Source organism: Pedobacter alluvionis, from assembly GCF_003664035.1.
Taxonomy (GTDB): Bacteria; Bacteroidota; Bacteroidia; order Sphingobacteriales; family Sphingobacteriaceae; genus Pedobacter; species Pedobacter alluvionis.
Window position 1 is genome coordinate 763401 of sequence record NZ_RCCK01000010.1, and the last position, 26486, is coordinate 789886.

A 26486-nucleotide genomic window follows, 5' to 3' on the forward strand; every position below is an offset into this window, starting at 1 on the left:
GATGTTACTGAAACCTTCTGCCTTACACCTTCAAACCCTCAACCTTAATCACTATCTTTGTACGCTATGGCAAAATCGTTCGAAGAATTTAAGTTAAACAGGCAAATTTTAAATGCAGTTGCCGATGCAGGTTATACCGTTGCCACGCCGATACAGGAAAAAGCAATTGCTCCAGTGTTATCTGGACAGGATATTTTTGGTATCGCTGAAACTGGTACGGGAAAAACTGCTGCTTTTGTTTTGCCAATTTTAATGCAGTTGAAATATGCTCAGGGCGATCATCCAAGAGCACTGATTTTGTCGCCAACACGCGAACTTGCCATGCAGATTGCAGAGCAGGTGAAATTATTTTCTACCTATACTGATTTACGTTCTTTAGTTATTTTTGGTGGAATTGGTCCGAAAACACAGAAAGAGCAGATTGCAAAAGGCATTGATATCCTGATTGCTACGCCAGGAAGATTCTTAGACTTATATTTAGCTGGCGATATTAATACCCAGAGCCTAAAGTTTCTGGTATTAGATGAAGCGGATAAGATGATGGATATGGGCTTTATTGGTTCTATCCACCGGATTTTGGAGATTGTTCCACGTAAACGTCAGAATTTGTTGTTCTCGGCAACAATGAGCGACTTAGTTCAGAAAATTGCAGGCGATTTCTTAAATAATCCGCTTGTAATTGAGGCATCTGCACAAGCAACCCCTGCTGCAAATGTAACGCAGACTTTATATTACGTTCCGAATTTCAAAACGAAAATTAACCTGTTGCAGCATTTGTTGAAAAATGATGAGACTTTTAACCGTCTGATTATTTTTTGTAAAACAAAAACAGTTGCCGATAATATTTTCAGTTTTATTGAACGTAGGTATGGCGCTGAAAATGTTCGTGTAATCCATGCCAATAAAGGACAGAACACCAGGATTAACTCTATAAATAGTTTTAAAGAAGGTAATATCAGGGTTCTGGTGGCTACAGATGTGGCGAGTAGGGGTATTGATGTGAGTGATGTGAGTCATGTGATCAATTTCGATGTGCCGATTATTATTGAAGATTATGTACACCGTATCGGCCGTACAGGCAGGGCTTTTGCCAAAGGTGATGCGATTACCTTTGCAACTGATGCCGAAAAATATTATATCCGCAAGATCGAAAAATTGATTCGCCAATATATTCCTGTGGCCGAAATTCCGGAAGGTGTATTCATTGATGAAACCCCTTACGAAGAGCGCCAGCATATTGCAAAAGAAATCGATATGCAGAAACGTAAGGAAGATCCTGATTTTCAAGGGGCTTTCCACGAGAAAAAACATGCTGCGGCAATAGAAAAAAAGGTGAGGGAGAAAGCCAAAGCAAAGGCTGGTAAACAGGTAAAGAGTTTTAAAAAGGGCAAAAAATTCGATAAGAAAAAGTAATGAACCCGACACAATTAAAATAATTATTAATTTTCTAAATAATTATTTCAATTGTCAAAGGCTCCATCTGACAATTGAAAACAAATAAATAAACACAGATGAACTTTAGGGTTACGCCTTTAAATATTGTAAGTGCCATTGGTTTGGCTTTGGTGGTTGTAAATCTCTTTTCGGAGAAAAGTACAGCACCACGTCATGTAAATATGGATGGTTTTTACCTTCTTGTTTTAGGTTGCCTAATTCTTGTAACCTTTATTACAGATATGATTTTTCGCTTTACTTTGAAAGATATTAAGCGTATTTGGATAGTAGAATTGATATTTATCTTTATTGCAGCAATCTTGATGTTAATATTACAAAAAGTAGTTTAAAGCTGCAATGAAGTAAAACTAATATTAAGCATCTTTGCATCCGTAAAAATTAGTCGGTCTAAATCGGAGGAATCTGTTAAATCGGTGAAATCAATATTAATATGAAAAAAGCAGAAATAAAAATAACCGTTGAGTTAGATGAAGGCAATAACCCGGATAACATACTTTGGGAAAGCACAGATTCTGGTAACGCTGATAAAGTACCTGCAAAGGCGATGTTTTTATCCGTTTGGGACCACAATTATAAGAATACCTTAAAGATAGATCTTTGGACAAAGGATATGCCTGTTGATGAGATGAAACGTTTCTTCTACGAAACTTTGCAAACCATGGCCGACAGCTTTTTAAAAGCCACAAACGAAACTTTAATTGTTGAAGATTTACGCGATTACTGTGCCCACTTTGCAGATAAGATGGGGATTATTGAAGGGCAGTAGTTTTAGTCATTAGTCATTAGTCATTAGTCATTAGTCATTAGTCATTAGTCATTAGTCATTAGTCATTAGTCATTAGTCATTAGTCATTAAAAAATGCCAGGTAAGTTAGCAATTAACCATTAACTTCTATTACAAACAATTGCCAACCGGCGGAATCGTTAAAATCAGTGTAATCATTTTTAACTATGTTAGTATTAAATAAATTCAGGGCCTGGTTAGGCATTTTGTTATGCGTTATTGCAGGTTTCTGCCCCATGCTAAAAGTGCCCATTAAAGGCAATTGGAACTTGTATCAATCAGATGCGCGTTTGTTTTTGATTACTTATGCTATTATCGCCATTTCGGTATTGGTTCTATTTATCAGAAAAGTAGGGGCCTTTAGGTTTATGAGTTTTGTAATGGCTATCTGGTATGTTTTAGCGGTAATTGCTGTTTACTTTACAGCAAACAATTACACTAAATATGGCTTCGCAAATAAACTTATCGGTAAAGTTGTTCATTTCCAATGGGGCTGGATTGTACTTTTGGTAGGTGTTGTATTTATGCTTTTCAGTGTTAAACGTGGCGAAAAAATTACAGCTTAATCTTTTTCGTGTTGTTGCGAGGTTAGTTTACTTACCTCATACCCTTTAGCTTTACATCTGGCTACAATTTCATCATGGGTTTTCTTCGGCATCGTCTGATGGCGGCTCATGATGAACAAAAACTTATGATCGGGATGACCCACGACTACATAAGAATAATCGTCTGCAAGTTCGATAATCCAATAATCGACTTTGATCGGCCAGATAAATTGTCCCTGTAATTCTCCTTTATCACCATCTTCTGACGGAAACATTTTTGAAGTTCTGGAGTAAATCTTGTCATCTCCAGGTTTCTTATAAGTGGTGAGCACTTTGTAATAACCATCTTTATTCAAAGTATACCTGGTAGTTGTTTCACGACTCCCTTTATCAAAAATGGTCGGAATAGAATATAGCGAGTACCATGTTACTGCATATTTTTTTAAATTCAATTTGGCCACTGGAATATTTTTTTCCATCGGCACGTAAGTGAAGAGAACTAGCAGGAGGGAACAGACTGTTTTCATATAATCATAATTTGATATGACTTACAAAATTGACCTAATCTTGGTTTTGAGGATCTTAATCTGCAATAAAATAATCATCGGTATCTTCTTCCAATGGAATATAGATCCTTTCCCATTCATTGCCATCTATAACTTCCCAGGTATGTCCTTCTCCGGCAGTATCATTGGCAATAAGGATAATCCCAGGTTCAATCATAAAAGTTTCGCCATTGCTTACTGTAAACCGGAGTTTACCCTTAAGCGTAATTACAAATTGCCTCCTCGGTGCAGGGTGGGGGATTTTCTCTAAAGTTGATACATCAGTTTGGGCGAAAAAATAATTGGCATTGATATGCTGACGGATAGGGATTTTTCCAATTTCGAATGCACATTTGTTATCTTCTATATTAATTAAACGAATTGCTTTTAGATAATTATTTGGTGTTCCGGCTTGATCGTTATTCATCTGCTAAAATTATGGTTTTAAAATTTTAATTCGGTTTGTCCTTTTTTGGCAACCTCACGTTCATGTTGTAGCAGCCACTGTTTACGCCATAAACCTCCGGCATAACCCACCAGTTTACCATTACTGCCAATTACCCTATGGCATGGTACTGCAATCGCAATATTGTTTTTCCCATTTGCTGCAGCAATAGCCCTGATCGCTAATGGATTGTGTGCAGAAAATTTAGCGTATGAGGTGGTTTCGCCAAAAGGAATGGTCAATAAATTTTGCCAAACCTCCTGTTGAAATTCGGTTCCTTTTTGTTTCATTGGAAAATCGAAATCCCGAAGCTTTCCATTAAAATATGCTTTTAATTGGTTGGCAACTTTTATGGTCAGTTCGTTTTCTGTTAAACCAGCAATATCCTTTTCTTCAAAAGTAACGGCATGCACAAAATCCTCATCAGCCAGGATGCTTAATCTGCCAATAGGCGTTTCTATAACTGATGCGTAGTTCATATTTCTATTTTACCACAGATTTACACGGATGAACACAGATTTACTTTACAGGCTAAATTAAACTTTAAAATAATCTGAATTTTGGTTGGCTTTTAATAAACACCATCTGTGTTTATCCTCTACATCTGTGGTTAAAACTTTTTTATCCATCGCCTAAACCTGAAACAAAATTACAACAATACAACAATTTAAGCATGCAATATTTATCAATAAAAGTATCTTTGCGGTTATGCAATTGGCCAAAGAGGTTAAATATTTAATTCACAAGGAAGTATTGTTAGAGTGGCGCTCCAAATATACCATTAACGGTGTATTGCTCTATGTGGTTTCTACTATTTTTACCTGTTACCTGTCATTTGTAAGCCTTGGCGATAAATTAACCTGGAATGCATTATTCTGGATTATCATGCTTTTTGCCTCCATCAATGGTGTTTCTAAAAGTTTTCTACAGGAAACAAAGGGACAGCAGCTTTACAGTTACATTTTGGCTAGCCCGGCAGCGGTTTTGATTTCTAAAACAGTTTATAATACCCTTTTGATGTTGGTGCTTACCACCATAGCATTGGGCTTTTATACTTTGGTTTTCGATTCCTTTACGCCGCCTGATATGCTATTGTATTACGTGGCCGTGGTATTGGGCAGTATGAGTTTCTCTACTGTGTTTACCATGGTTTCGGCCATTGCAAGTAAGGCTGGTAACGGTGGTATGTTAATGGCTATATTGAGCTTTCCGATCATTATTCCGGTACTGATCCTTTTGATCAAACTGGCTAAAAATGCGGTAGACGGCCTGCCATGGGAGAACAGTTACGATGAAATTGCGATGTTGCTGGTGGTGAATGTGCTGATGGTGGCAACCTCTTTATTGTTATTTCCTTACCTTTGGAGAGATTAATATGGAAGATGTAAAACGGATGATGGAATCTACATTCAATACTCAATCATTCAATAATTAAATATAAATATGCATAAAATCTGGTGGAAAATTTTAGGTTCAATTTTGGTGATTTATACTGCGATTGCAGGATTGTTACTAGGTGTACCTCATTTAGCTATTTTAAATGAAACGATCCGCAACCTGTATTTCCATGTTCCGATGTGGTTTGCCATGATTGTTCTTTTTTCAATTTCAGTTTTTTACAGTGTAAAATCGTTGAGTAGCAAAAGCGAAATAGATGATATAAAAGCCGTAGAAAGTGTAAATGCGGGGATTATATTTGGCCTTTTGGGTTTGATTACCGGTGCGATCTGGGCTAAATATACATGGGGACAATTTTGGAGTTTCGATCCTAAACAGAATTTCGCTGCTATTTCTGTTTTATTATACTTTGCTTATCTCATTCTCCGGAATGCAATTGATGAAGAACAAAAAAGAGCAAAAATTTCTGCTATTTATAATATTTTTGCCTTCCCAATGATGGTGGTATTACTTTTTGTGTTACCCCGTTTAAAAGATTCATTACATCCAGGCAACGGTGGCAATCCTGGTTTTAACAGCTACGATTTGGATAGCCGCATGCGCATGGTATTTTATCCGGCATGTTTAGGCTGGATATTAATCGGCTACTGGGTATATACCATCCGTTTCAGAATTCGCAATATTGAAAACAAACAACAACATAACTAAAATGAAGAAGATATTTTTCTCCCTGATCTTAATGATGGCCACCATGCAGTTATTTGCACAGGATAATGGTGTAGAAATGGCTGATAGCCTTCGCAGCAATGGAAAGATATATGTTGTGGTAATATGTATCGTAATTATACTGGTTGGCCTCTTGGCTTATCTTTTCTCAATTGATAAAAGATTGAAAAAAATCGAAAAAGAAAACCACATCAATAAATAAAACCGGTCGTAATAACGATAGTCCACATGAGATTTAAAAGGAGATCAAAATTATATTGATCTCCTTTTTTATGTCTTATTTCTGATGCAAAATTTATGATATTCGTAATTTTAGGAGTGTTTCGGTTTGTTGATTAATGAGTTTAGCAATAAAATAGTCTTGTGGATATTTTTTTTATAATTTTTTTTTCATCCCGAATAACAATAAGAAAACCTATGAAAATAGTCGTTTTAATCCGGTTGAGGAATCAATATATCCTTGTTTAAACCTGTTTAAATATTGTTTTTGAACAGTTTGGTATAATCGGTATAAAACCTGTTTCAAAGCCTGAATAGGGTGGTGTTAGCTATACACTAAGTCTTTTTGCATTTGGATATGTGCAGATTTTTTAGGCAATTTTGCACTGAAAACTTATTCAATATAAAAAATAAATAATGGCTAATCTAGCAGACGAGAACAAGTTCTTTGCAGATGTTTGTAAAAACTTTGACAGTGCGGCTCAATTCACCAATCATCCGGAAGGTTTATTGAACCAGATTAAAACATGTAATAGTGTATATCGTTTCCAATTTCCAATCCGCCGCGGAAACGGTTTTGAAGTAATTGATGCCTGGCGTGTTGAGCACTCTCACCACATGAGCCCTACAAAGGGCGGTATCCGTTACAGTGAAATGGTTAACGAAGATGAAGTGATGGCGCTTGCTGCCCTAATGACTTACAAATGTGCTATTGTTAACGTTCCGTTTGGCGGTGCAAAAGGTGGTATCAAAATCAACACGAAACAATACAGTGTTGCCGAACTGGAAACCATTACCCGTCGTTATACCACAGAATTAATTAAGAAAAACTTTATAGGCCCTGGTATTGATGTTCCTGCTCCGGATTACGGATCTGGCGAACGCGAAATGAGCTGGATTGCAGATACTTATATGACTATGAATCCTGGTCAGTTAGACGCTTTAGGCTGTGTAACCGGTAAGCCAATTGCTTTACATGGTATTCGCGGACGTAAAGAAGCTACAGGCCGTGGGGTAGCTTACGCCGTACGCGAATGTGTTGAAGTAGCAGAGGACATGGCTAAAATCGGTTTTAAAGCTGGTTTAGGCGATAAAAGGGTGATTGTACAGGGGTTAGGTAACGTAGGTTATCACTCAGCTAAATTTTTAGCCGAATTTGGTGCTACAATTGTGGGGCTTTGTGAGTTTGAAGGTGCTATTTATAATCCTAATGGATTAAACGTTGATGAGGTTTTTGCACACCGTAAAAACACAGGTTCAATTTTAGATTTTCCTGGTGCTACCAGCTTTAAAAATTCGATGGAAGGTTTAGAGCAAGATTGCGATATCATTGTTCCGGCAGCATTAGAAAACCAGTTTACGGAGCTTAATATCCGCAATATCAAAGCAAAAATTATTGCTGAAGGTGCAAACGGACCAACTACGCCAGAAGCTGAAGCCATTTTTACTGAAATGGGCGGCATTATCATTCCTGATATGTATTGCAATGCAGGTGGTGTTACGGTTTCTTATTTCGAATGGCTGAAAAACCTTTCACATGTGGCATTTGGCCGTATGGAGAACCGTTATGCAGCTAACTCAAATGCAAATCTGATCAATACTTTAGAGAACTTAACTGGTAAAACCATCCTTCCGGAGCACCGTTTAATGATTGTTAAAGGCGCATCAGAAATGGAATTGGTAAACTCTGGTTTAGAAGACACGATGATCCATTCCTACCACGAAATCCGCGAAACATTGATGAACAAACCAGGCACGCAAACCTTGAGAACTGCTGCTTTTGTAAATTCAATCGATAAAATTGCCGTTTCTTATATGAATTTAGGCGTTTGGCCGTAATAAGGCCTGGGGTAGGAAGGCAGAAGGTTTAAGGCTTTCCCTCAAATCCATGTTTGGTGGCTCACCAAACAAAAAGGGATGGAATGATATTTCTAATAAGCCTTGCAGATTTAATAACTGCAGGGCTTTTTTATGGAGTAATTGTCATTTCGAGCGGAGTGCAACGGAGTCGAGATAATCTATCCAGATAGATTTCCCTTTTTAGTGACTGCAAGGTCTTTTTATTTGCTCCTGCAGATCTGGGCAGAAATTTTAGTATGCGTAAATCATCTTAGATCAGCGGGGATAAATATAACAGCGCATATTTCTGTTGTTTTATTTTGGAAATGATAGGGCTGTGTTTCATAGGAGTGGGTTAGTCCTGCTGTACCTCCTGCCAATTGAAGGAATTGGCATCCGTCCCATCAGGTTTAGGTACAATGGACAGTTAATCTGCGTAAATCACCTTGAATCTATGGGAAATACTCTACTTGTTTACCGGAATATCCACATTGGAATTAAAATTTAACGAGCTGTTGAATCCATTTTTAAACAAGTTTAAAAGTTGGATCAAGGCGTTACTATCCTCATTTAAAAATAAAAGTTCCGATTCTAGTTTGATTTTGTCTTTTTCTATACTTTTTGCTTTGATCTCCAGTTGACTAAAAGTACCCAGTTTATCCGCAATTAAGGGGATTGATGTTTGTTTGATCAATTTTTTAAAATCAACTTTAAAATAAAAGAAGTCGTCAGATGATGCCCTTTTTAAATCGGGTTTAGCGCTTTGAACTGTACTTAATTGAACAGTACCATTACTGCCTTTAAAATAAAACTGGTATAAAGGAATCATTGCGCTGCTAATCTTTCCGGTAGATTGATCTAATGCGCCAAGCGATTTAAGATAAGTATTCACTGCTTTATCGTCGGCATTTAGATTTATAGTAATCGAGGGAATCTTCCGGTCTTGAAGTATTTTTTTCTCCACCTGCTCAAAGTTATCATTGTACTCGTAGCCGACAATGGTATCTACCTGCGTAATGGTGTTTGTCCATTCAAAATCCACGTAATCTTTGTAAAATCTGAAAAAACTATCTTTTGAAAGTAGAGAAAGACTTCCAGCTGCATTTTTTTTAGACAAAGCAGGTTTAAACTTCCCATTTAGCCACATACTCACTGTACTTTGTGGATTTAAAATCCGATGCTTAGGTTCAGCAGCAGGTTCTATCCATCTATTCATCAATTCACTGTTAAAATCAATTTTTCCATCTGTAAAATTAACCTTGCTTAAAGTTTCTTCATTTTGAAAAGACAGGTGATCGGAAAAGCTGGCCATTTGCTCAAACTTGCTATCGCTAATTTTAACCATGTTTTTCTGAGCCTGTATTTCTTCCAGTATATTTTTTACCGGCTCCTTTTTCAGGGTAAATGCCAGGCTCACTGTTCTATTGTTAAACAGAAGGCAAAATGTTGAATCTGCAGACTGAAAAAAATGCGCTTCCTTTTTGATTAATGCAAGCTTTTTCAGAATAAAGCGGTTAAATGCCAAACTATCGGCTATTTCGAAACACGAGAAAAAAGTATTTTTAGCCCTTCCTTTTAACGTGTATATGTAAATGTTTGCTGGTATTTTTAGGCCTGTGTTTAAATCCGTTAACCTTTCTTTGATCCCTCTCTTGTCTGCTCCAGAATATTGACCAGGATGTTTCAGATAACTAACTGCAATGGTTTTGTATAGTTCATCAACATTAATTTTAAACAAAGCATCGGTAGAAACAGGGATGGATATCTTATTGGCCTGGATTTGTCTGTATTTGAAAAAGCCGAAATAACAAAGCAGCAGCAATATTACTATCGCTGCTGTTATTTTTAAAAATTTTTTCATGGAATATGGTTAACTGTTGCATTGCATACTGAAGGTTCCCAGCTGAAAACCGCAACTGATCTACTTTGCTGCATTTTCAATTAATGAGAATAAATATTTCAATGCATTTTCATGTCCGTTCGGAATTTCGGCGCTAATATCTGCTGAAACCAATCTGCCCTTAATCGGGTTAGATTTCATGTACACATTGCCCATTTTTTCTAAAGTACTGTTAAATTTCTTAGCGGTTTCTTCACCACCAATTTCCGAATCTGGCACTTTACCTACCAGGTTTTTAGCATTAAACAGGAAGCTGAAATTGTTTTTTCTCAAAAGGTCTTTGTGCAGTTTGTTGATTTTCTTGTTGTATTGATTATTACTGATGCTTTGCATCTCGCTTAAAGAATTGCCAAAAAACACAATTCCGTCTTTAATCATAAAGTAAATATCAATCGGGCTTTTCTTCTCCTGGATTTTATAGATATTATTTTCAACCGTTACCATATTTTTATGAATACCATATTTAATCAATTTATTGATCAACCTGGTATCTTCAGAAGAGAACATGAATAGGAAATCAGGTAAAGTTTCATTTTTGGTTTTTGTTACCTCTTTCTGATTATAATCATCATCATACTCATAAGTGGTATAAGTAACTTCTTTGGTTTTTAAACCGTTAATTACAAATAGCGCATCACCTTTAATTACCTTGCTTACTGCTTCTTCATCAAGCAAAAGACCGAATAACTCAGTGCCAAGATCAATTTCCTCTTCCATTTTACCACCCAAAAAAGAACCGTAAGTTTGTTTCATTAACTTCGGAAATTCTTCTAAATAAGCTTTCGTATCAATAGAATAGCTCATAAAACCAAGTGCTTTTTCGCTGTTTACATAATTCAGAAATTTTTTGTTCAATTTCCTGTTCATGATTTTTTTATAAGCGTCAGCTTGTTCCTGGGCCAGTTCCAAACCTGTAGAGATACGGAAACTTTTGTTATCCATAAAAAGTTTAGCGTTTAAGCTGCCATAACCTTTCATCAGTCCGGCTTTGCCATAAGTACCAAATTCTGGCGCAATAGAATTGTAAACATCCTGTAGGCTTGATACCCATAGTTCAGCAATAGCCTTGTTGTCCAAACTTGCGCTGTAAGATTTATTGGTTTCTATGGATTCGTAAGTGCCGTTAAAAATCTGATCGGCCTGTGCTGTCATCCAGGTAAAGGCCAGTCTTTTTTTCTTGGCATCCTGTTCTGCACGTTCTTGCTGATAAGCATCATATTGTTCATCAACCAAGCCATTTACCGGAGTCATGGCTGCCGCTGTATCGATAGCAAATTCCTGTTCTCTCGGTTCTTCAAAATCTGAGTCTATTTTGGCTGCTTTTTTAGATTTTTTAGCTGGTTTCTTTTTGCCGGTTTTTTTCGTTCCGACAGCTTTTTTAACCTTCTTTTTTGTGGTTGATTTTTTCTGAACCTTCGCTTTTTCAATAATCGGGGCTTCAACTACCTCAACCATAGGTTCAGCCGTAGTTGTGTAGGTAGAATCTGTAACTACAACACTACTATCTGCAATGGCTACATCATCATAATTGTTCTGAAACCTGATGTCTTTTATCCCATAACGGGCAGATTTAACCGAATCGGCAAAAAATGAACCCTTGATGCTTCCTGTTACAAAATAAAGCATGTTGTTGTTCCATTTGATGATGCTCGTGCTATCAGGTAAAACCATCGTACGGATATCGCCCTGCTGCGTAAATTTTTTCTCTTTGTTTTCAATTAAACTTTCAAATTTCTTGGCATCCTTTATCGGGATCAAAAAACAGTTGTAGGTAATGCTATCGCTCAACTGGTTAAAGTAATACATGTTTTTCTCCAGGTTGATGCCGAAATCTTCGATACTGGTGAAGTTTTTATCCAATGATTTGGAGGTTTCCGTTAATAATTTCTTGCCTACAAAAGATTCGTTAAAATCTTTTACGAACATAAGTTTAAAAACATTATCGCCTTTTATGGTAGCGACTGTGAAAGCATTTGATGGAATTTTTTTGACTAAATCCTGTGCCTGTGCAAAGTTTAGCGATAAAAATAGGGAGATGGCAATTAGAATTTTTTTCATTTAGATAGATTTTTTAGAGATAAGGATCATGTTTATTTTACCATTGAGGCTATATACATGATTTATTTAGATAGTTGTATAGTGTTTGATACGTTAATTTTTCCGTTAATTAAATCCATAATGCTGCTTTTTAACATCACGGCTTTTTTGGATTTCGACATGTTTGATACCGGATTGTTGCTACTTGTTACAGGAGATTCGAAACGATAGATGCTGGTATAAGTAGCACCGTTAAAAACCGCCTTGTCTTTTGCTTTTAATTTATTGAATTCTGTTTTAGCGGTACCGATTGCCTGGTATTTTCGGCTAAAGGTTTTGGTAGCCTTGTTATAGGTGTAGGATGAAGTATTGGTTGCCTTAATTTTTTGCTGCGCAAGAATATTTTTGGTGATGTTATTGATATTCGAAACGTCTTTGAAAGAAAAGCTGATGGTTGCGATGTAATTATTAAAATCACTCGTGCTTTTTACATTCGAAATTCCTTCTGATTTTCTCAGATAGGCAACCGCTTCATTTAATTCTTGTTGAATTTTCTGTTTACTAGGGACTTTATAGCCCTGTACACTATCTAACAGCATTACAGAAGCCACCTTTGTTTTACTCTGACTTAAGTTTATGGTGAGGATAACATCACCGGTACCATTGTTTTTTATCGAAATCTCTTCAATTACCTCAAAGCAGGAGCTTAAAATGGGTATTAAAATGATAAATAACAACAACTTATAAAACTGTTTCAAGTTCATATTAATCCGGTTTATGTTTACTAAGTGGAATGTAAAAAAGGGACAATTATCTGACAGGCCAAACTTAATAATTTCAGGCCGAACTTTTAAGCGATTTAAGATATTACTTAAGATCGGTTATAAATAGGGATCTAGAACAAATATTTCCCTTTCAAAAATCAGGTGATTGTCAATATAAAGACAAGAAAAATGTAAAAGAATGCTGGCTAAGCCTATTTTTCTATCTTTGTTGCCAGCTTTTACAACAAGTATAACCATGAAGAAAAGTGCAATCATTGGGTTGATTACCATCGCAATTTCCGTAGGGATTTTATTTAGCTTAAATGCAAATACCGACACCTATTCTAATTTCAAACAGGCAGCTCTTTCTGAGAAAGAAGAACATGTTATGGGCTATTGGGTAAAATCAATGGGTACTTACTACGATGCCGTAAAAGACGCGAACCATTTTTCATTCCACATGAAAGATGAAAAGGGAGAAGTGAGAGAGGTAATCTATGCCGGTACCAAGCCACAGGATTTTGAAAAGTCTGAAAAATTAGTGCTTATCGGTAAAATGGATCAGGACAAGTTTTACGCATCGAAAATTTTAATGAAATGCCCATCTAAGTATAACGATAACCTTGTTGAAATTAATAAAGACGGTAAGGTTGATACGGTAGGTAAGTACGGCGAAAAAAAATATAACTAAATTATTTAATGGATATTCAATTTGTAGGCGAACACCTGTTACCAGGTAAAATCGGACAATTTTTTATTGTGCTGGCATTTAGTGCATCATTACTATCAACAATATCGTATTTCTTTGCCAGTCGAGATAAAAAATTTGAAGAAAAATCCTGGAGAAACTTAGGGCGGATTGGATTCTTGGTTAATTTTGGCTGTATAATTGGTATCGGAGCAATTTTGTTCTATCTGGTACTGGGGCATTACAATGAATACAGTTACATTTATTGGCACTCCTCAAAACAGCTTCCAATTCATTATATTATTTCTGCCTTCTGGGAGGGACAAGAAGGAAGTTTCTTGCTCTGGGCTTTCTGGCAATCGTTTCTAGGTACGTTGTTGATTTGGAAAGCTAAAACCTGGGAGCGACCTGTAATGACAGTTGTAGCCTTCTCTCAAGTGTTTTTAACCTCAATGCTTTTAGGTGTAGAGATTTTTGGCGAACGCATCGGAAGTTCACCGTTTATCTTGCTAAGAGATTCGCTTGATTTAAAATCAATGGCTCCTGTTGTTTTCGCAAATCCTGAGAACTTCGCTAATTATTTAAAATTCATTACCGATGGTAGAGGATTAAATCCATTGTTGCAAAACTATTGGATGGTAATCCACCCGCCAACCTTGTTTTTAGGTTTTGCCAGTATGATTGTGCCTTTCGCTTATGGCATTGCTGCTTTATGGCAAAAAAGATATAAAGAATGGATTAAACCAGCTATGCCCTGGGCGCTTTTTGCGGTGATGGTTTTAGGTACAGGTATTATTATGGGGTCTTTCTGGGCTTACGAAGCGTTAAACTTTGGCGGTTTCTGGGCTTGGGACCCTGTAGAAAATGCTTCTTTAATTCCATGGTTAACCCTAATTGGGGCGGTACACGTAATGATTGCGTATAAAAATACGGGCCATGCTTATTTCACAGCTATTGCATTGGTATTCTTAAGTTTCTTATTGGTGCTTTATGCATCGTTTTTAACACGAAGCGGGATTTTGGGTGATACATCTGTTCACTCATTTACCGATATGGGTATGTTTGGCCACCTGATTTTATACAATGTGGTATTTGCTGTTTTAGCAATTGTATTAATTGTATTAAGATGGAAAGAATTGCCAATTACCACAAAGGATGAAGAAACTTATTCGCGCGAATTCTGGATGTTTATTGGCGCTTTAGTGGTAACCATTGCTTGCATCCAGGTCATATTCTCCACTTCGGTTCCTGTATTTAACAAAGCCTTTGGAACAAACTTTACACCGCCAATTGATGCGGTAAAATATTACAACCAATGGCAGGCTCCATTTGCGGTATTAATTACTTTGATTTCGGGTTTCTCTCAATATTTAAAGTATAAAAGAACCGACCCGCGTAAATTTTACAGCAGTTTGGTATCTGCAATCATCTTCTCGATCGTGTTAACAGCAGGTTTGGTATATGTCACAGGTATATACACCAATACCATGTACATTCTGATTACCTTTAGTTGTTTATTTGCAGTACTTTCTAACGCAGCTGTATTATATCAGGCTTTCGGTGGCAATGCAAAATTGGCCGGATCAGCAATTGCGCATATTGGCTTTGCTTTCCTGATCTTAGGTGCATTAATTTCTGCTGCGACCAACAAACCACTATCCATCAACGCGAATAATTTTATCCCGGTAAAAGATTTCGAGAAGACGGAAAAACCTGGTGAGAACATTATGTTATATAAAAACGAGCCCAAAAAGATGGGTAAGTATACTGTAACATACGTTGCCGATACTACTGTATTACCCAATACCATTTATACGCTTAATTTTAAAGTTTTAGATAAAGAAGGTAAGGTTAAAGAAGATTTTAATTTGCATCCACACGTGCAGGATAATGAAAAAATGGGTTTGATTGCTTCTCCTGATACCAAGCACTATTTAACTTACGATGTGTACACACATATTACCAGTGCAGCCATTAAAAAAGAATCGCATGATGACCATGAAGGTCATTCTGATGACGAAAATTATAAGGCACCACGTATTGTTAAGGTTTCGGTAGGGGATACCATTCATACCACAAGTGGTATTGTTACTGTTAAAGATTTAAACAGAAAACCTACTGCGAAAGATTTGGTTTTAGGACAAGGCGATTATGCGGTTGGTTTACCATTAGAAATTAATGCAGCCGGTAAAGTTTACAACACGGAGCCTATTTTCTTAATAAAAGGTAATAATACTTTTGATTTCGCCCGTAAAGTGGATGAATTAGATTTGAAATTCCGTTTTTCGAGGGTTTTGCCAGATGAGAAAAAAGTAGAGCTTCAGATTTTTGAAAAACCTCAGCAAGCTAAAGATTGGGTTGTTTTTAAAGCAATTGAATTTCCTTTCATCAATTTATACTGGGCTGGTACCATCGTAATGGTTGTGGGTTTCTTACTTTCAATTTTTAGAAGAAGAAAAGAGGCCAAAGTCGCATAAAATCATGAAAATTGTTTTATTAGGTTCTGGAAATGTTGCCACACACTTAGCAAAGGCTTTAAAAGGCAAGGGCGAAGAGATCGTGCAGGTGTACAGTCAACACCTGGATAATGCAACCATATTGGCGCAATCGATTGCAACTGAAGCCATCGGCGATTTAAATGAAATTAAGCAAAATGCTGATTTATATATCATCTCGGTAAAAGATGATGCGATTGAAAGCATTGCTAAATCATTGAAAAATGTAACTGGCTTGGTGGTACATACCTCTGGAACTACAGATATTAATATTTTATCATCACAAGTTACTAAAGCGGGTGTTTTTTATCCCTTGCAAACTTTTTCAAAAGAAAAAGAGGTTTCATTTGAAAATATTCCACTTTGTATTGAAGCGAACGATGACAGTCAATTAACGATTTTAAGCAATCTCGCTGCTAAAATTAGCCGGGAAGTATATAAGTTAAATGGCGAGAAAAGAAAAGTATTACACCTGGCAGCGGTATTTGCCTGTAATTTTCCTAACCACCTGTATGCTTTGGCGAATAAAATTTTAAGTCAGAACAATTTGGATTTCGAAATCATCAGGCCATTAATCGCCGAAACTGCCGATAAGGTAATGAGCAACCTGCCTGAAAATGTGCAGACTGGGCCCGCAGTTAGGGCTGATGAAAGCACTTTAAATAAGCATTTGAGCATGTTAACCGATATGCCCGAATTGCAGAACATTTATCAAACATTAAGCGATAGCATAAAATTAACGCTGAAATAGCATAATTACGGCTTCTGCTTATTACTTTTGCAAAATAATTATGAGCATTTTTAAACTAAAAATAAATTTTGAAGAAGCAGATCACGAATCTATTGAATTACCAATAGCAGCCGGCGAATCTGTTTTAGATGTTTGTCTGGATAATGGAATCGAATTACAGCACAACTGTGGTGGTGTTTGTGGTTGCAGTACCTGCCATGTATATGTAACAAAGGGCATGGATAATATCGAAGAGATTTCTGACAAAGAAGAAGACTTTATCGATAGGGCAGTCCGTCCGAAAATTACTTCACGTTTAGGTTGCCAGTGTGTGGTGATTAACGGCGATATCGAAGTGACCATACCAGACCAGTCTGATTTTATGGGACACTAGGTTGAGTCCAAAGTCCTTCCTTAGTCGGGAGTCGGTTAGCCAATTTAAACAGTTAACCGATTAACCAATTTCAACAATTAACTAACAAAACAACATGAATAACGATAAATTTGCTTTACCTTTTTATTGGAACGACTACGAAGATATAGCAATGTCTTTATATGAGAAATTTGGTGATGATTTTACAGAAGCCAAAATTTACCGTATCCGCTTTACTGAACTTTTAGAATGGGTTTTAGAATTGCCAAACTTTAAAGGTACTCGTGAGGAAAGCAGTGAAGGACATTTAGAGCAAATTCAATCTGCCTGGGTGTACGAATGGAGAGATAATCAGTAACTAGTCTTGAGTTCGGAGTCTTTAGTCCTGAGTCGGCGCCGAGCGCTTAACCCTAAACGCCAAACGCGCCAATGTTTCTCCAGAAATTAAAAGAGATTACCACTTTCATTTTTGATGTAGATGGTGTGCTTACAGATGGATCAGTTCAGGTTACTGATAATGGTCAGTCGTTGCGCACTTTTAACATTAAAGATGGCTATGCCATGCAATTAGCCGTTAAAAAAGGATATAACATCTGTATTATATCTGGTGGAGATGGTATTGCCATGGGCAAACGATTTTTTAATCTGGGCATAACAGATGTGTTCCTCGGAACCGGAAATAAGGTTGCCATTTTTAATCAATATCTTCAAGATAAGGGCATTACTTCAGGAGAAGTGCTCTATATGGGCGACGATATCCCTGATTTAAAAGTAATGAAACTAGTAGGGCTCCCAACATGCCCGGCAGATGCGGTAGAAGAGATAAAAGCAATTTCTACATTCATTTCTCCCTACAATGGAGGCAAAACCGCTGTGCGTGATATTATCGAAAAAGTAATGAAAGTACAGGGAAGGTGGCACGATGAAAATCCAAATGCTGCCGATTCGGGGAAATAGGTTTATTGGTTCACTTGTCATTAGTTCATTGGTAATTGCTAGTAGAGCATTGTTTATTACTCCTTCCGCGCTTGTCATCCTGAGCGTAGTAGAAGGATCTCTCTAAAAGTATTTTCAAGAAATAACTTAGCAATAGATTTCTCCGTTCCGTTTCACTTCAGTCGAAATGACGATACTAAGAAACAGAATGACGTTCTCGTTATAAATCTTCAGTTCAAAAATTTGCAATATATCAGATAATATGCGAAATTTACATTGATAAATTAATCAATCGATTGATTAATTTATCAATGTAAAAACATAATTTTTAATCATATGAGTACATACCTTGTACCTGTCGATTTTTCTAAAACAGCTGATCATGCTGCGAAATATGCGGCCAGGTTGAGTTTCGAGATGACGAACTCAAAAATTATACTGCTTAATGCCTACTATGTTTCTGAATATGAGAGCATTCTTCCTACACCTGATATGATCATTACGACTAATGAAAATATCGCCGACGAAATTACAAGAAGGCTCGAAGCACTCGAAAAACTGAAGTCAAAAATGCTGGAGATTAATCCCAATGCCGAAATAGAGGTTTCTTTAACAAGAGAAACCTTATTAAGGTCAATCATCGATCGGGTAAACAGGGAAGAAATCGAGGTCATTATTATAGGAAGTAACGGTAAAAAAGCGAAAGATGAAAGTGATATCGGTTCTAATGCGATTAAAATTTCTAAATCAAGTCCGGTTCCGGTTTTGGTTGTTCCGCCTAAGGCCGATTATCAATCGATCCGTAAAGCCATTTTAGCCTGCGATTTTAAAAAGGTTAAAGAGGTGATCCCTATGCACGCACTCAAAAATATCCTGAGCAAACATGTCCTCGAACTTTTGGTGCTCAATATTAATTCCGGTCATAAGATCGATTCCCAAGAAGAACATTTTTTACATGAGATGCTTAAAGATTTTTCTCCGGCTTATCATTATTCCGATCATCCCGATACGATTAAAGGAATCGTAAAATTTGCCAAAAGTGAAGATGCTCAGTTAATTATTGCACTTCCAAAGAAATATAGTTTTTTTGAAAGTTTGCTGCACGAAAGTGTATCTCAAAGGTTAACGATTAAATCGCATGTGCCGGTGTTATTGTTGAAAGATTGATATATTTTATTTCGCAACAGCTTAGTTACATAGCGACTTTAAACTTTCATTTTCTTTTACACTCCAACAAACTTAATTTGGACCAAAAACAACGAAAGAACAACATGAAAAAATTAATGATGATTTGCGGATTAATGCTAGGTATAGCTGGTTTCGCTAACGCGCAACAAGGTGGTGGACGGGGAAGAATGATGATGAAACCTGAAGAAAGAGTAAAACTGTTAGACGAAAAATTAAAGTTATCTGATGATCAGAAAACAAAGTTAACTACTGTTTTTACTGAGCAGGCTGAAACCATGAAAAAAATGCGCGAAGAAATGCAAGGTGGCGGGGATAGAGATGCGATGAGAGAGAAAATGCAAAAAATGCGTGCTGATAACGACGCAAAAGTTACTGCGGTATTAACTGACGATCAGAAAAAAGCTTACGAAGCCTGGCAAAAAGAGCAACGTGCTGAAATGGAAAAACGCAGACAAGGTGGTGGAAATAACTAATCCTGGTAAAATATGAAATAAGAAAAGCGGCTTTATGCCGCTTTTCTTATTTTAGCAAAAAATTAAAATATGCCTGCCAATTTCCCTCCCATTATTTTAGCCTCTAAATCGCCACGTAGACAAGAGCTTTTAACTCTTATGGGCTTAAATTTCAAAGTCGAGCTTAAAGATGTTGATGAAAGCTACCCTTCGGATTTAAGTCCGGCAGAAATTGCCGTTTACATTTCAGAACAGAAGGCTAAGGCTTTTACTGCCGATGGCGAAATAGTAATAACGGCCGATACCATTGTTGCCTTAAACGGTGAGATTTTAGGTAAACCTGAAGATAGGGCGCATGCTCAAGAAATGTTAAAAAAGCTGTCGGGAAGCAGGCATGAAGTTTTTACAGGTGTAACACTTGTTAAAGGCGATAAAATTCATTCTTTTTATGATAGGACAGAGGTTTACTGTAAACCTGTTACAGCTGATGAAATTGATTTCTACATTGATAATTATAAACCCTTTGATAAGGCCGGCAGTTACGGCGTGCAAGATTGGTGGGGTATTGTAGTGGTAGAGCGCATAGAAGGCTCTTATACTAACGTAATGGGCTTGCCAACAGAAAAGCTATATAATGAGCTGTTGCAGTTTATTTAAAACCTTTTTGTGGAATTCGCCTGAAAGTTTCATCATCTATGAAAATTAGCACGATGAAAACGAGAATTAACGAAGTTATCATAGCCGAGCCATGTTTACAGAACTGGGATGAAATGGATAAAGGAGAAGGTTTCAATTTCTGTAAAGCCTGTAGCAAAAATGTAATCGATTTCTCTGGCTACACCAATGCCGAAATTATCCAGCTATTGGCCAATTCAGGTTCTTCTGTATGCGGTCGCCTGAGCCAAAGCCAATTAAACCAGCTCAACTACCATTTGGCTATTGTTCCAACAAAAAATAGAAACTGGATGAAGTACCTTGGTGTACTAGCTATAGGCATGAATATTTTTGTGATGGATGCCAGGGCCGAAAATTTGAAGGAGCCCATTAAAATAACTAGAAGCATAAATAACAAAACCGCCGATAAAAACCCGGTTGTACCCAAAAAAGTATACGGTTATGTTATCGGTGCAGATAATAAGCCGCTTGCTGGAATAAGGTTATCCATTCTCGATACTAAATATGCCACTTTTACTGATAAAAATGGTCGCTACGAAATTCTTTTGGATAATAAGTTTGATTTCAGTAAAAACCAACTGATGGTTGAAAGCACCCGTTATTCAGCCTTTTTGACACTCGATTTTTCTAATGAGAAACAAAATAACCTCAAACTCAAAAAATCTGAACCCATGATTATGGGTAGAGTACTGATTGCGCCAAAAAAGAAATAATCCTAAATTAATATACGCTAAACTCTCTGTGAGGCTGTCTCATCAATATAGAATTGTCATCCTAAGGGATAATTTATTTATAAAATCAATATGAGTGACGTACAATCGTTTTTCCTTGTCCAACGGCTCGGTCTTGCCTCGGCTCGCCGCCGCCGAAGGGCTCTTTCTTTTTGGCATTAAAAAGAAAAAAAAATGCCGGCTGAAAATTTTTCTTTCGAAGCTAGTAGGTTGGCTTAGGCAGTGCAGCCCGAAAAATTTGTTAGGCCGGATTTAAGCAGAACGGGGATATCGTGCTATGGCCTAGCTGGGCGGAAATACTAAAGTGATTAAAGTGTTGATTAATAATAATTTGTGAAATAACGTCAATGGTAGCTTGTCGAAGGACCTGTTTTAAATGTCTTATAAGGCGTTTCGATACTTCGTGAAGCTCAGTACAGGCTGAGCTCAACGTGACAAATGCGATTGAATTACAATTTATGATACAGCCTCATTTTTTATATCAGGCTTGCCAGTACACCCATTTTCAAATCGTAAGTGGAAAGCGTTAAGCTGTTTATCTTCGATCTGCCCAAAACGTAATTGGTAATTAAAGCAGCAATTACAATCATATCAACCCTTAATGGAATTATTCCAGGCATTTCGGCCCTTTCTTTATGTGTGGCATTTATTAGTTTTATCGAGCTTGCAATATAGTCGTCGAAATTGAATGCAAAGGTTTTGGCTGTGTTGATATCTGCTTTAAGGTAGTTTTCTCTGATGATGAGTTCGGCAAAGGTTTCGAATGCTCCCGCAGATCCGATCAGCATTTTGGGCTGGTGTTTTTCACAGATGTTGAAAAGATCGGTGAGTTGGTTTTGAATATGAAATAAAATGGCGTTTTTATCCCCGTCATTTATGGGGTCTGATTTGAAAAATTGTTGCATTAAACGGGCTGCACCAATATTGTAACTTTTCTTCCAGATCAGGGTTTCTGTATCGCAAAGAATAAATTCTACACTTCCGCCACCAATATCCATAATCAGCGAAAGATCGGTAATGGCACCGCTCAGTTTAACACCCTGGTAAATTAATTCCGCTTCTTCATCACCTGTAATCGTTTCAATGGTTATTCCAGTTCTTTCATTTACCGCATCAACGAAATCTTTCCCATTTTCTGCACTTCTAACGGCAGATGTTGCCGTAGCCCTGATCTTATCAGCCTGGTAATCCGCAATAATTTGACTAAAATCTTTAAGACAATTTATCCCTCTTTCAAAGGCTGCTGGAATGATAATGTTATCGTTAATTCTTCCTTCGCCCAATTTAACGGGAACATTGGTTTTGTAGAGAATTTCCAATTCTTTACCTGCTTTTTCAGCAATAATCAAATGAAAAGTATTGGTTCCAAGATCGATAACGGCAACACGCATATTTTTTGTTTATATTTTTTTGGAAAGCTGAAGCAGTGCTTTATCGGAAACTGCAGTCCGGCTATCCATTAAATTTCGTTAATGTTGGTGCTAAATTAAAGCAAGTTCACCGAAATATCATTGCTATCAGGTTTATTTTAAACGTTAGCAACTTTTGGCAAAATAGCAAAGGGCATAAAATTATACTATTGCCGGGCTCCTTAAATAGTACCGCTAACCTTTCTTAATAAACGGGATAGTAGTGGCAGCCTCAGATTTTTTCAATCTGAGCTATAGCGTATAGCCCGGCTAACATTAAAATATACCACTGTCATTGCTTTTCCAATCCTATTTCACTAACTCCTGCAGTTGTTTCGCGTTACGTAATGCTCCAACTCCCCAGGTATTATTAAAATAAACAAAAACTTCAGTAACACCGTCTTTAATCTGATTTTTGAAGTCCGTAATTGTATTTATTTCATATTCAGATTTATATAATACAGGCTTACCGTGAAAACGGTAATAAACAGTTGCTGTATTTTGAATTACATTATCGGGTAGGGCAGATGGATAGCTTTGTCCGCTGAAGGTGATCTTATTTTTATTCAGTTTTCTATAAACTCCTTCATCAAACCAACTGGTGTGCCGAAATTCTACTACATTGTTAAACGCTGGTCTTAAATTTTCGATCAATAGATTTAACCTTTCAGCACTATAATCGAACTTCGGTGGGAACTGAAAAAGCACACAGCCCAATTTTTCCTTTAGTCCGGTTTGAATAGCCTCGTAAAAATCGTTGATAAGTTGCTCGCATTCATTCAACTGCTTGTAGTGTGTAATTAAACGCGGTGCCTTAATCGTAAACAAAAAATCGTCAGGACTTTCGTTGTACCATTTATCGAACGATTTTTGCGTTGGCATTTTATAAAAAATAGAATTAATCTCTATTGTATTAAAATGCTCGCAATAATACTTAAACCAATCTTTTTGTGCTAAACCTTTAGGATAGAAAACTTCTTTCCATTCGCGGTAATAGAAACCTGAACAACCAATTCTCCATTTCATGCATAGAAAACAGGTTATAAAGGGAAAGGTTTATCATCTGTTATAGATTGCACTGAAAATAATCAACGAGATACCAATGTAACCTGATAGTTTTGTCCGTGGTGTCAGATGTTACCATCTGATACGGTGAAAAATCAATTATCCATTTTATTTATATGGTTTTTATAGTCAGATGGTAACATCTGACTTCACAAAATCGGATCAGCATGACGATTTGCTGTAAAGCAAAAAACCGATACTTGCGGCACCGGTTTTTTAATCTATATTTATTAATTACTCGAAGTATTCTTTCATTCTTTCGAAGAAACTCTTATCATTTTTACCCGGTTGAGGCTTAAAGTTCGGGGATTCACGTAATTTCTCTAAAGCATTACGTTCGTCGCTACTTAAAGCTTTTGGGGTCCAAATGTTGATATGAATAATTTCATCACCTCTATGGTAAGAATTAACTTCTGGCAAACCTTTACCTTTTAATCGTAATAACTTTCCACTTTGGGTACCTGGTTCGATTTTAATTTTGGCTTTACCATCAATGGTTGGCACTTCGATGCTCATCCCTAAAGCAGCATCAACAAAGCTTAAATGTAAATCGTAAACAATATTATTTCCTTCACGTTTTAATGTTTCGTGAGGTGTTTCTTCAATTAAGATAATTAAATCGCCGGGGATGCCGCCATTAGGTGCTGCATTTCCTTTGCCACTCATGCTTAATTGCATACCTTCACTTACGCCTGCCGGAATATTGATGGTAATGGTTTCTTCACCACGTACAACACCATCTCCATGACAAACATTACATTTAGCGGTAATTTGTTGACCACTACCGTTACAGGTAGGGCAGGTAGATGCCGTCTGCATCTGGCCCAAAATCGTATTGGTTACTCTACGCACCTGGCCGCTGCCACCGCAGGTACCACAGGTACTTACCGATGATTTATCTTTTGCGCCAGAGCCGTCGCAGGTTTTACAAACGATTAGTTTATTAACCTTGATTTTCTTTTCGGCACCATGTGCAATTTCTTCAAGTGTTAATTTAACCTTTATACGTAGGTTAGTGCCTTTTGCAACACGACGACCGCCACGTTGCTGACCGCCACCACCACCGCCAAAAAAACTTTCGAAAGGATTGTGACCACCAAATACATCGCCGAAATTGCTGAAAATATCGTCCATGTTCATTCCGCCACCGCCATAACCGCCGCCACTCGCGCCTCCAACACCAGCATGACCATATTGGTCATAACGTTGTTTTTTCTCGGGACTGCTTAAAATTTCGTAAGCTTCAGCAGCTTCCTTAAATTTATCTTCAGCAGCTTTATCGCCAGGATTTTTATCCGGGTGATATTTAATCGCCATCTTGCGATAAGCTTTTTTTATCTCATCGGCGGCTGCGCCCCTGGTTACGCCTAATACGTCGTAATAATCTCTTTTACTCATCTTTATTTATAAAATGATTGAATGATTGAGTGATGGAATGAAAGAATATCAATTCAATCATTCAAAATTCAATCATTCAATAATTATTTCTTACGCCCCAACTACAACTTTAGCAAAGCGGATTACATTATCATTTAAGGTATAACCTTTTTCCACCTCATCGATCACTTTCCCTTTAAGGTCTTCGCTAGGAGCAGGGATATTGGTAATTGCTTCGTGGAAATCGGTATTAAAAGGTTGGTTAATGCTTTCTACATCTTTCAAACCTTTTTGCGCCAAGGTGTTTTTCAGTTTTGTGCTTACCAATAATATACCTTCTTTAACCGGAGCTACCTCAGTAGCCGTTTCCATTGCTTTTAATGCACGGTTAAAATCATCTAAAACAGGTAAAAGTGAAACAATTACATCCTTACCGGCAGTTTGCAATAATTCTACACGTTCTTTTTGTGTACGACGTTTATAGTTATCGAACTCAGCGTATAAACGTAAATATTTGTCATTAAGTTGCTGAACTTCCGCTTGCAATTTTTCTTCTGCAGATAATTCAGTTGCCTGCTCAGTTTCAACTGCAGGGGCATCAGTATTCTCTACATTCTCAGCAGTATTTTCTGATGTATTTTCAGGATTCATTATATTTTCTTCTTTATCGTTATTTTTCTTCTTATTAAACATAATACCGGGCTGAATTTTTTTGTGTTAATCTCAACTATTTTGCCATAAACGGAAATCAGCCAAGCTGTCAGATTTATTTGTATTTATCTGAACAGATTGGCTGATTAGCTGACGGATGTCAGAATTTTTTATACAATTTGTGCATCTTCGTGCACAACTCCATTCTCACATTTAATAATGCGCGAGGGGAAAGTTCGGATGATGTGGTAATCGTGCGTAGCCATTAATACCGCAGTTCCGGCCTGGCTGATTTGTTTTAGAAGGGTTACTATTTCTTCTGATGTTTCCGGGTCTAAATTCCCGGTAGGCTCATCAGCCAGGATTATTTCCGGATCGTTTAACAAAGCCCTTGCAATAACAATACGTTGCTGCTCGCCTCCGGAAATTTCGTGTGGCATTTTTTTTATTTTAGAACGTAAACCAACTTTGTCTAAAACATCTTTAATACGCTCGTTAATTAGTTTTTCATCTTTCCAGCCTGTTGCCTTAAGCACAAATTCAAGGTTTTTTTCGATAGTCCTATCAGTAAGTAATTGAAAATCCTGAAAAACTACACCCAATTTACGGCGTAAAAACGGAACCTGACTTTCTTTTAGGTTTTTAAGGTCGAAACCGGCAATATTGCCTTCACCATTGCCAATATGTAAGTCGCCATATAATATTTTAAGCAAACTGCTCTTACCTGAACCTGTTTGACCAATAAGGAATACAAATTCATCTTTTTCGATATGTAAATTTACGTTTGAGAGCACTAAATGTTTCTGCTGAAAAACATCAACATTACTTAAATGAATTACTGAGTTGCCTGCCATATTATATTTCCAATTTTGCAATCTGCCCGAAAGGCAAATCTTTAACCATTTCCATAATGTAATCTTGCTTGTCGCCAAGTCCGAGCTTTTCCAGCGATTTATCAGGTCTGTCTACCCTAAAATAAGCTAAAAGTGTAAACTTGTCATCTCTCAACTGCACGTAATCTGGAATTTTGGCTATGCCTTTAACTTTAACGATATACAT

The 26486-nt window shown here is 37.1% G+C and carries 30 protein-coding genes; 18 read left to right on the forward strand and 12 right to left on the reverse strand.

The window, feature by feature from the left end; genetic code table 11:
• Positions 1–66: 66 nt before the first annotated feature.
• The 4 genes from BCL90_RS03380 (at position 67) to BCL90_RS03395 (ending at position 2805) form a co-directional block, all read left to right on the forward strand.
• On the forward strand, positions 67–1413 hold the full coding sequence (locus BCL90_RS03380) for a DEAD/DEAH box helicase (RefSeq protein ID WP_121282620.1): 1347 nt from the start codon (positions 67–69) through the stop codon (positions 1411–1413).
• A gap of 98 nt (positions 1414–1511) precedes the next feature.
• Entirely contained in the window at positions 1512–1784 is a 273-nt protein-coding gene (locus BCL90_RS03385) for a hypothetical protein (RefSeq protein WP_121282621.1), read from the forward strand.
• Positions 1785–1885: 101 nt separating this feature from the next.
• Positions 1886–2221, forward strand: a complete 336-nt coding sequence (gldC, locus tag BCL90_RS03390) for a gliding motility protein GldC (protein WP_121282622.1) — start codon at positions 1886–1888, stop codon at positions 2219–2221.
• Between the two features lie 185 nt (positions 2222–2406).
• Positions 2407–2805: a hypothetical protein gene (locus tag BCL90_RS03395; RefSeq protein ID WP_121282623.1), complete on the forward strand. Its 399-nt coding sequence runs from the start codon at positions 2407–2409 to the stop codon at positions 2803–2805.
• Here the strand turns inward: BCL90_RS03395 and BCL90_RS03400 are convergent.
• The 3 genes from BCL90_RS03400 to BCL90_RS03410 form a co-directional block, all read right to left on the reverse strand.
• On the reverse strand, positions 2802–3263 hold the full coding sequence (locus BCL90_RS03400; protein WP_244095044.1) for a lipocalin family protein: 462 nt from the start codon (positions 3261–3263) through the stop codon (positions 2802–2804). The genes BCL90_RS03395 and BCL90_RS03400 overlap by 4 nt on opposite strands.
• Before the next feature lie 103 nt (positions 3264–3366).
• A complete protein-coding gene (locus BCL90_RS03405) occupies positions 3367–3756 on the reverse strand; it encodes a cupin domain-containing protein (RefSeq protein ID WP_121282625.1) in 390 nt (129 codons plus the stop codon).
• A 17-nt stretch (positions 3757–3773) separates the two neighbouring features.
• Complete coding sequence (locus BCL90_RS03410) at positions 3774–4253, reverse strand: methylated-DNA--[protein]-cysteine S-methyltransferase (RefSeq protein WP_121282626.1); 480 nt, start codon at positions 4251–4253, stop codon at positions 3774–3776.
• A gap of 229 nt (positions 4254–4482) precedes the next feature.
• On the opposite strand from BCL90_RS03410, the gene BCL90_RS03415 reads away from it, so the two are divergent.
• From BCL90_RS03415 to BCL90_RS03430, 4 genes are all read left to right on the forward strand, one after another.
• Positions 4483–5148, forward strand: coding sequence for a heme exporter protein CcmB (locus tag BCL90_RS03415; protein ID WP_121282627.1), 666 nt, complete (start codon positions 4483–4485; stop codon positions 5146–5148).
• 69 nt (positions 5149–5217) lie between these two features.
• Positions 5218–5880, forward strand: a complete 663-nt coding sequence (gene ccsA / locus BCL90_RS03420; protein ID WP_121282628.1) for a cytochrome c biogenesis protein CcsA — start codon at positions 5218–5220, stop codon at positions 5878–5880.
• A 1-nt stretch (position 5881) separates the two neighbouring features.
• On the forward strand, positions 5882–6100 hold the full coding sequence (locus BCL90_RS03425) for a CcmD family protein (protein ID WP_165902533.1): 219 nt from the start codon (positions 5882–5884) through the stop codon (positions 6098–6100).
• Positions 6101–6534: 434 nt separating this feature from the next.
• Positions 6535–7956 (forward strand): Glu/Leu/Phe/Val family dehydrogenase, encoded by a 1422-nt coding sequence (locus BCL90_RS03430; protein WP_121282630.1) that lies wholly within the window; start codon positions 6535–6537, stop codon positions 7954–7956.
• A 466-nt stretch (positions 7957–8422) separates the two neighbouring features.
• Here BCL90_RS03430 and BCL90_RS03435 read toward each other — a convergent pair whose 3' ends face one another.
• The 3 genes from BCL90_RS03435 to BCL90_RS03445 form a co-directional block, all read right to left on the reverse strand.
• On the reverse strand, positions 8423–9817 hold the full coding sequence (locus BCL90_RS03435) for a hypothetical protein (protein WP_121282631.1): 1395 nt from the start codon (positions 9815–9817) through the stop codon (positions 8423–8425).
• A gap of 60 nt (positions 9818–9877) precedes the next feature.
• Positions 9878–11914, reverse strand: a complete 2037-nt coding sequence (locus BCL90_RS03440) for a hypothetical protein (RefSeq protein WP_121282632.1) — start codon at positions 11912–11914, stop codon at positions 9878–9880.
• 62 nt (positions 11915–11976) lie between these two features.
• The gene (locus tag BCL90_RS03445) at positions 11977–12657 is read right to left on the reverse strand and encodes a hypothetical protein (RefSeq protein ID WP_121282633.1); all 681 of its coding nucleotides are present in this window, start codon (positions 12655–12657) and stop codon (positions 11977–11979) included.
• A 256-nt stretch (positions 12658–12913) separates the two neighbouring features.
• Between BCL90_RS03445 and BCL90_RS03450 the strand changes: the two genes are divergently transcribed.
• The 10 genes from BCL90_RS03450 to BCL90_RS03495 all read left to right on the forward strand — a co-directional run bounded on the left by BCL90_RS03450 (position 12914) and on the right by BCL90_RS03495 (position 20907).
• Positions 12914–13348 carry a cytochrome c maturation protein CcmE domain-containing protein gene (locus BCL90_RS03450; RefSeq protein ID WP_121282635.1) on the forward strand — a complete coding sequence of 145 codons (435 nt, stop codon included), beginning with the start codon at positions 12914–12916 and terminating at the stop codon, positions 13346–13348.
• Positions 13349–13356: 8 nt separating this feature from the next.
• Positions 13357–15822: a heme lyase CcmF/NrfE family subunit gene (locus BCL90_RS03455; protein ID WP_121282637.1), complete on the forward strand. Its 2466-nt coding sequence runs from the start codon at positions 13357–13359 to the stop codon at positions 15820–15822.
• Between the two features lie 4 nt (positions 15823–15826).
• Entirely contained in the window at positions 15827–16591 is a 765-nt protein-coding gene (locus tag BCL90_RS03460; protein WP_121282638.1) for a Rossmann-like and DUF2520 domain-containing protein, read from the forward strand.
• A 40-nt stretch (positions 16592–16631) separates the two neighbouring features.
• On the forward strand, positions 16632–16964 hold the full coding sequence (locus tag BCL90_RS03465) for a 2Fe-2S iron-sulfur cluster-binding protein (RefSeq protein WP_029275355.1): 333 nt from the start codon (positions 16632–16634) through the stop codon (positions 16962–16964).
• 94 nt (positions 16965–17058) lie between these two features.
• Positions 17059–17301, forward strand: a complete 243-nt coding sequence (iscX, locus tag BCL90_RS03470) for a Fe-S cluster assembly protein IscX (protein ID WP_088300868.1) — start codon at positions 17059–17061, stop codon at positions 17299–17301.
• A gap of 71 nt (positions 17302–17372) precedes the next feature.
• Entirely contained in the window at positions 17373–17900 is a 528-nt protein-coding gene (locus BCL90_RS03475) for a KdsC family phosphatase (protein ID WP_121282639.1), read from the forward strand.
• Positions 17901–18215: 315 nt separating this feature from the next.
• A complete protein-coding gene (locus tag BCL90_RS03480; RefSeq protein ID WP_121282640.1) occupies positions 18216–19046 on the forward strand; it encodes a universal stress protein in 831 nt (276 codons plus the stop codon).
• A 104-nt stretch (positions 19047–19150) separates the two neighbouring features.
• Positions 19151–19540, forward strand: coding sequence for a hypothetical protein (locus BCL90_RS03485; protein WP_121282641.1), 390 nt, complete (start codon positions 19151–19153; stop codon positions 19538–19540).
• Positions 19541–19609: 69 nt separating this feature from the next.
• The gene (locus BCL90_RS03490; protein WP_121282642.1) at positions 19610–20176 is read left to right on the forward strand and encodes a Maf family protein; all 567 of its coding nucleotides are present in this window, start codon (positions 19610–19612) and stop codon (positions 20174–20176) included.
• A gap of 53 nt (positions 20177–20229) precedes the next feature.
• A complete protein-coding gene (locus BCL90_RS03495; protein WP_134380556.1) occupies positions 20230–20907 on the forward strand; it encodes a carboxypeptidase-like regulatory domain-containing protein in 678 nt (225 codons plus the stop codon).
• 494 nt (positions 20908–21401) lie between these two features.
• Here BCL90_RS03495 and BCL90_RS03500 read toward each other — a convergent pair whose 3' ends face one another.
• The 6 genes from BCL90_RS03500 to BCL90_RS03525 all read right to left on the reverse strand — a co-directional run bounded on the left by BCL90_RS03500 (position 21402) and on the right by BCL90_RS03525 (position 26486).
• Entirely contained in the window at positions 21402–22316 is a 915-nt protein-coding gene (locus tag BCL90_RS03500) for a Ppx/GppA phosphatase family protein (protein ID WP_121282644.1), read from the reverse strand.
• Positions 22317–22643: 327 nt separating this feature from the next.
• Entirely contained in the window at positions 22644–23360 is a 717-nt protein-coding gene (locus BCL90_RS03505; RefSeq protein ID WP_121282645.1) for a DUF72 domain-containing protein, read from the reverse strand.
• Between the two features lie 273 nt (positions 23361–23633).
• On the reverse strand, positions 23634–24797 hold the full coding sequence (gene dnaJ, locus BCL90_RS03510; RefSeq protein WP_121282646.1) for a molecular chaperone DnaJ: 1164 nt from the start codon (positions 24795–24797) through the stop codon (positions 23634–23636).
• A 90-nt stretch (positions 24798–24887) separates the two neighbouring features.
• The gene (locus BCL90_RS03515; RefSeq protein WP_121282647.1) at positions 24888–25469 is read right to left on the reverse strand and encodes a nucleotide exchange factor GrpE; all 582 of its coding nucleotides are present in this window, start codon (positions 25467–25469) and stop codon (positions 24888–24890) included.
• A 128-nt stretch (positions 25470–25597) separates the two neighbouring features.
• Positions 25598–26281 carry a cell division ATP-binding protein FtsE gene (locus tag BCL90_RS03520; protein WP_029278680.1) on the reverse strand — a complete coding sequence of 228 codons (684 nt, stop codon included), beginning with the start codon at positions 26279–26281 and terminating at the stop codon, positions 25598–25600.
• Position 26282: 1 nt separating this feature from the next.
• A complete protein-coding gene (locus BCL90_RS03525) occupies positions 26283–26486 on the reverse strand; it encodes a hypothetical protein (RefSeq protein ID WP_039476747.1) in 204 nt (67 codons plus the stop codon).

What these genes read in the sequence shown, in the direction of transcription:
- BCL90_RS03380 (WP_121282620.1), top strand. Translation starts at nt 67, where the DNA reads ATGGCAAAATCGTTCGAAGAATTTAAGTTAAACAGGCAAATTTTAAAT.
- BCL90_RS03385 (WP_121282621.1), top strand. Translation starts at nt 1,512, where the DNA reads ATGAACTTTAGGGTTACGCCTTTAAATATTGTAAGTGCCATTGGTTTG.
- gldC (WP_121282622.1), top strand. Translation starts at nt 1,886, where the DNA reads ATGAAAAAAGCAGAAATAAAAATAACCGTTGAGTTAGATGAAGGCAAT.
- BCL90_RS03395 (WP_121282623.1), top strand. Translation starts at nt 2,407, where the DNA reads ATGTTAGTATTAAATAAATTCAGGGCCTGGTTAGGCATTTTGTTATGC.
- BCL90_RS03400 (WP_244095044.1), bottom strand. Translation starts at nt 3,263, where the DNA reads ATGGAAAAAAATATTCCAGTGGCCAAATTGAATTTAAAAAAATATGCA.
- BCL90_RS03405 (WP_121282625.1), bottom strand. Translation starts at nt 3,756, where the DNA reads ATGAATAACGATCAAGCCGGAACACCAAATAATTATCTAAAAGCAATT.
- BCL90_RS03410 (WP_121282626.1), bottom strand. Translation starts at nt 4,253, where the DNA reads ATGAACTACGCATCAGTTATAGAAACGCCTATTGGCAGATTAAGCATC.
- BCL90_RS03415 (WP_121282627.1), top strand. Translation starts at nt 4,483, where the DNA reads ATGCAATTGGCCAAAGAGGTTAAATATTTAATTCACAAGGAAGTATTG.
- ccsA (WP_121282628.1), top strand. Translation starts at nt 5,218, where the DNA reads ATGCATAAAATCTGGTGGAAAATTTTAGGTTCAATTTTGGTGATTTAT.
- BCL90_RS03425 (WP_165902533.1), top strand. Translation starts at nt 5,882, where the DNA reads ATGAAGAAGATATTTTTCTCCCTGATCTTAATGATGGCCACCATGCAG.
- BCL90_RS03430 (WP_121282630.1), top strand. Translation starts at nt 6,535, where the DNA reads ATGGCTAATCTAGCAGACGAGAACAAGTTCTTTGCAGATGTTTGTAAA.
- BCL90_RS03435 (WP_121282631.1), bottom strand. Translation starts at nt 9,817, where the DNA reads ATGAAAAAATTTTTAAAAATAACAGCAGCGATAGTAATATTGCTGCTG.
- BCL90_RS03440 (WP_121282632.1), bottom strand. Translation starts at nt 11,914, where the DNA reads ATGAAAAAAATTCTAATTGCCATCTCCCTATTTTTATCGCTAAACTTT.
- BCL90_RS03445 (WP_121282633.1), bottom strand. Translation starts at nt 12,657, where the DNA reads ATGAACTTGAAACAGTTTTATAAGTTGTTGTTATTTATCATTTTAATA.
- BCL90_RS03450 (WP_121282635.1), top strand. Translation starts at nt 12,914, where the DNA reads ATGAAGAAAAGTGCAATCATTGGGTTGATTACCATCGCAATTTCCGTA.
- BCL90_RS03455 (WP_121282637.1), top strand. Translation starts at nt 13,357, where the DNA reads ATGGATATTCAATTTGTAGGCGAACACCTGTTACCAGGTAAAATCGGA.
- BCL90_RS03460 (WP_121282638.1), top strand. Translation starts at nt 15,827, where the DNA reads ATGAAAATTGTTTTATTAGGTTCTGGAAATGTTGCCACACACTTAGCA.
- BCL90_RS03465 (WP_029275355.1), top strand. Translation starts at nt 16,632, where the DNA reads ATGAGCATTTTTAAACTAAAAATAAATTTTGAAGAAGCAGATCACGAA.
- iscX (WP_088300868.1), top strand. Translation starts at nt 17,059, where the DNA reads ATGAATAACGATAAATTTGCTTTACCTTTTTATTGGAACGACTACGAA.
- BCL90_RS03475 (WP_121282639.1), top strand. Translation starts at nt 17,373, where the DNA reads ATGTTTCTCCAGAAATTAAAAGAGATTACCACTTTCATTTTTGATGTA.
- BCL90_RS03480 (WP_121282640.1), top strand. Translation starts at nt 18,216, where the DNA reads ATGAGTACATACCTTGTACCTGTCGATTTTTCTAAAACAGCTGATCAT.
- BCL90_RS03485 (WP_121282641.1), top strand. Translation starts at nt 19,151, where the DNA reads ATGAAAAAATTAATGATGATTTGCGGATTAATGCTAGGTATAGCTGGT.
- BCL90_RS03490 (WP_121282642.1), top strand. Translation starts at nt 19,610, where the DNA reads ATGCCTGCCAATTTCCCTCCCATTATTTTAGCCTCTAAATCGCCACGT.
- BCL90_RS03495 (WP_134380556.1), top strand. Translation starts at nt 20,230, where the DNA reads ATGAAAACGAGAATTAACGAAGTTATCATAGCCGAGCCATGTTTACAG.
- BCL90_RS03500 (WP_121282644.1), bottom strand. Translation starts at nt 22,316, where the DNA reads ATGCGTGTTGCCGTTATCGATCTTGGAACCAATACTTTTCATTTGATT.
- BCL90_RS03505 (WP_121282645.1), bottom strand. Translation starts at nt 23,360, where the DNA reads ATGAAATGGAGAATTGGTTGTTCAGGTTTCTATTACCGCGAATGGAAA.
- dnaJ (WP_121282646.1), bottom strand. Translation starts at nt 24,797, where the DNA reads ATGAGTAAAAGAGATTATTACGACGTATTAGGCGTAACCAGGGGCGCA.
- BCL90_RS03515 (WP_121282647.1), bottom strand. Translation starts at nt 25,469, where the DNA reads ATGTTTAATAAGAAGAAAAATAACGATAAAGAAGAAAATATAATGAAT.
- BCL90_RS03520 (WP_029278680.1), bottom strand. Translation starts at nt 26,281, where the DNA reads ATGGCAGGCAACTCAGTAATTCATTTAAGTAATGTTGATGTTTTTCAG.
- BCL90_RS03525 (WP_039476747.1), bottom strand. Translation starts at nt 26,486, where the DNA reads ATGTATATCGTTAAAGTTAAAGGCATAGCCAAAATTCCAGATTACGTG.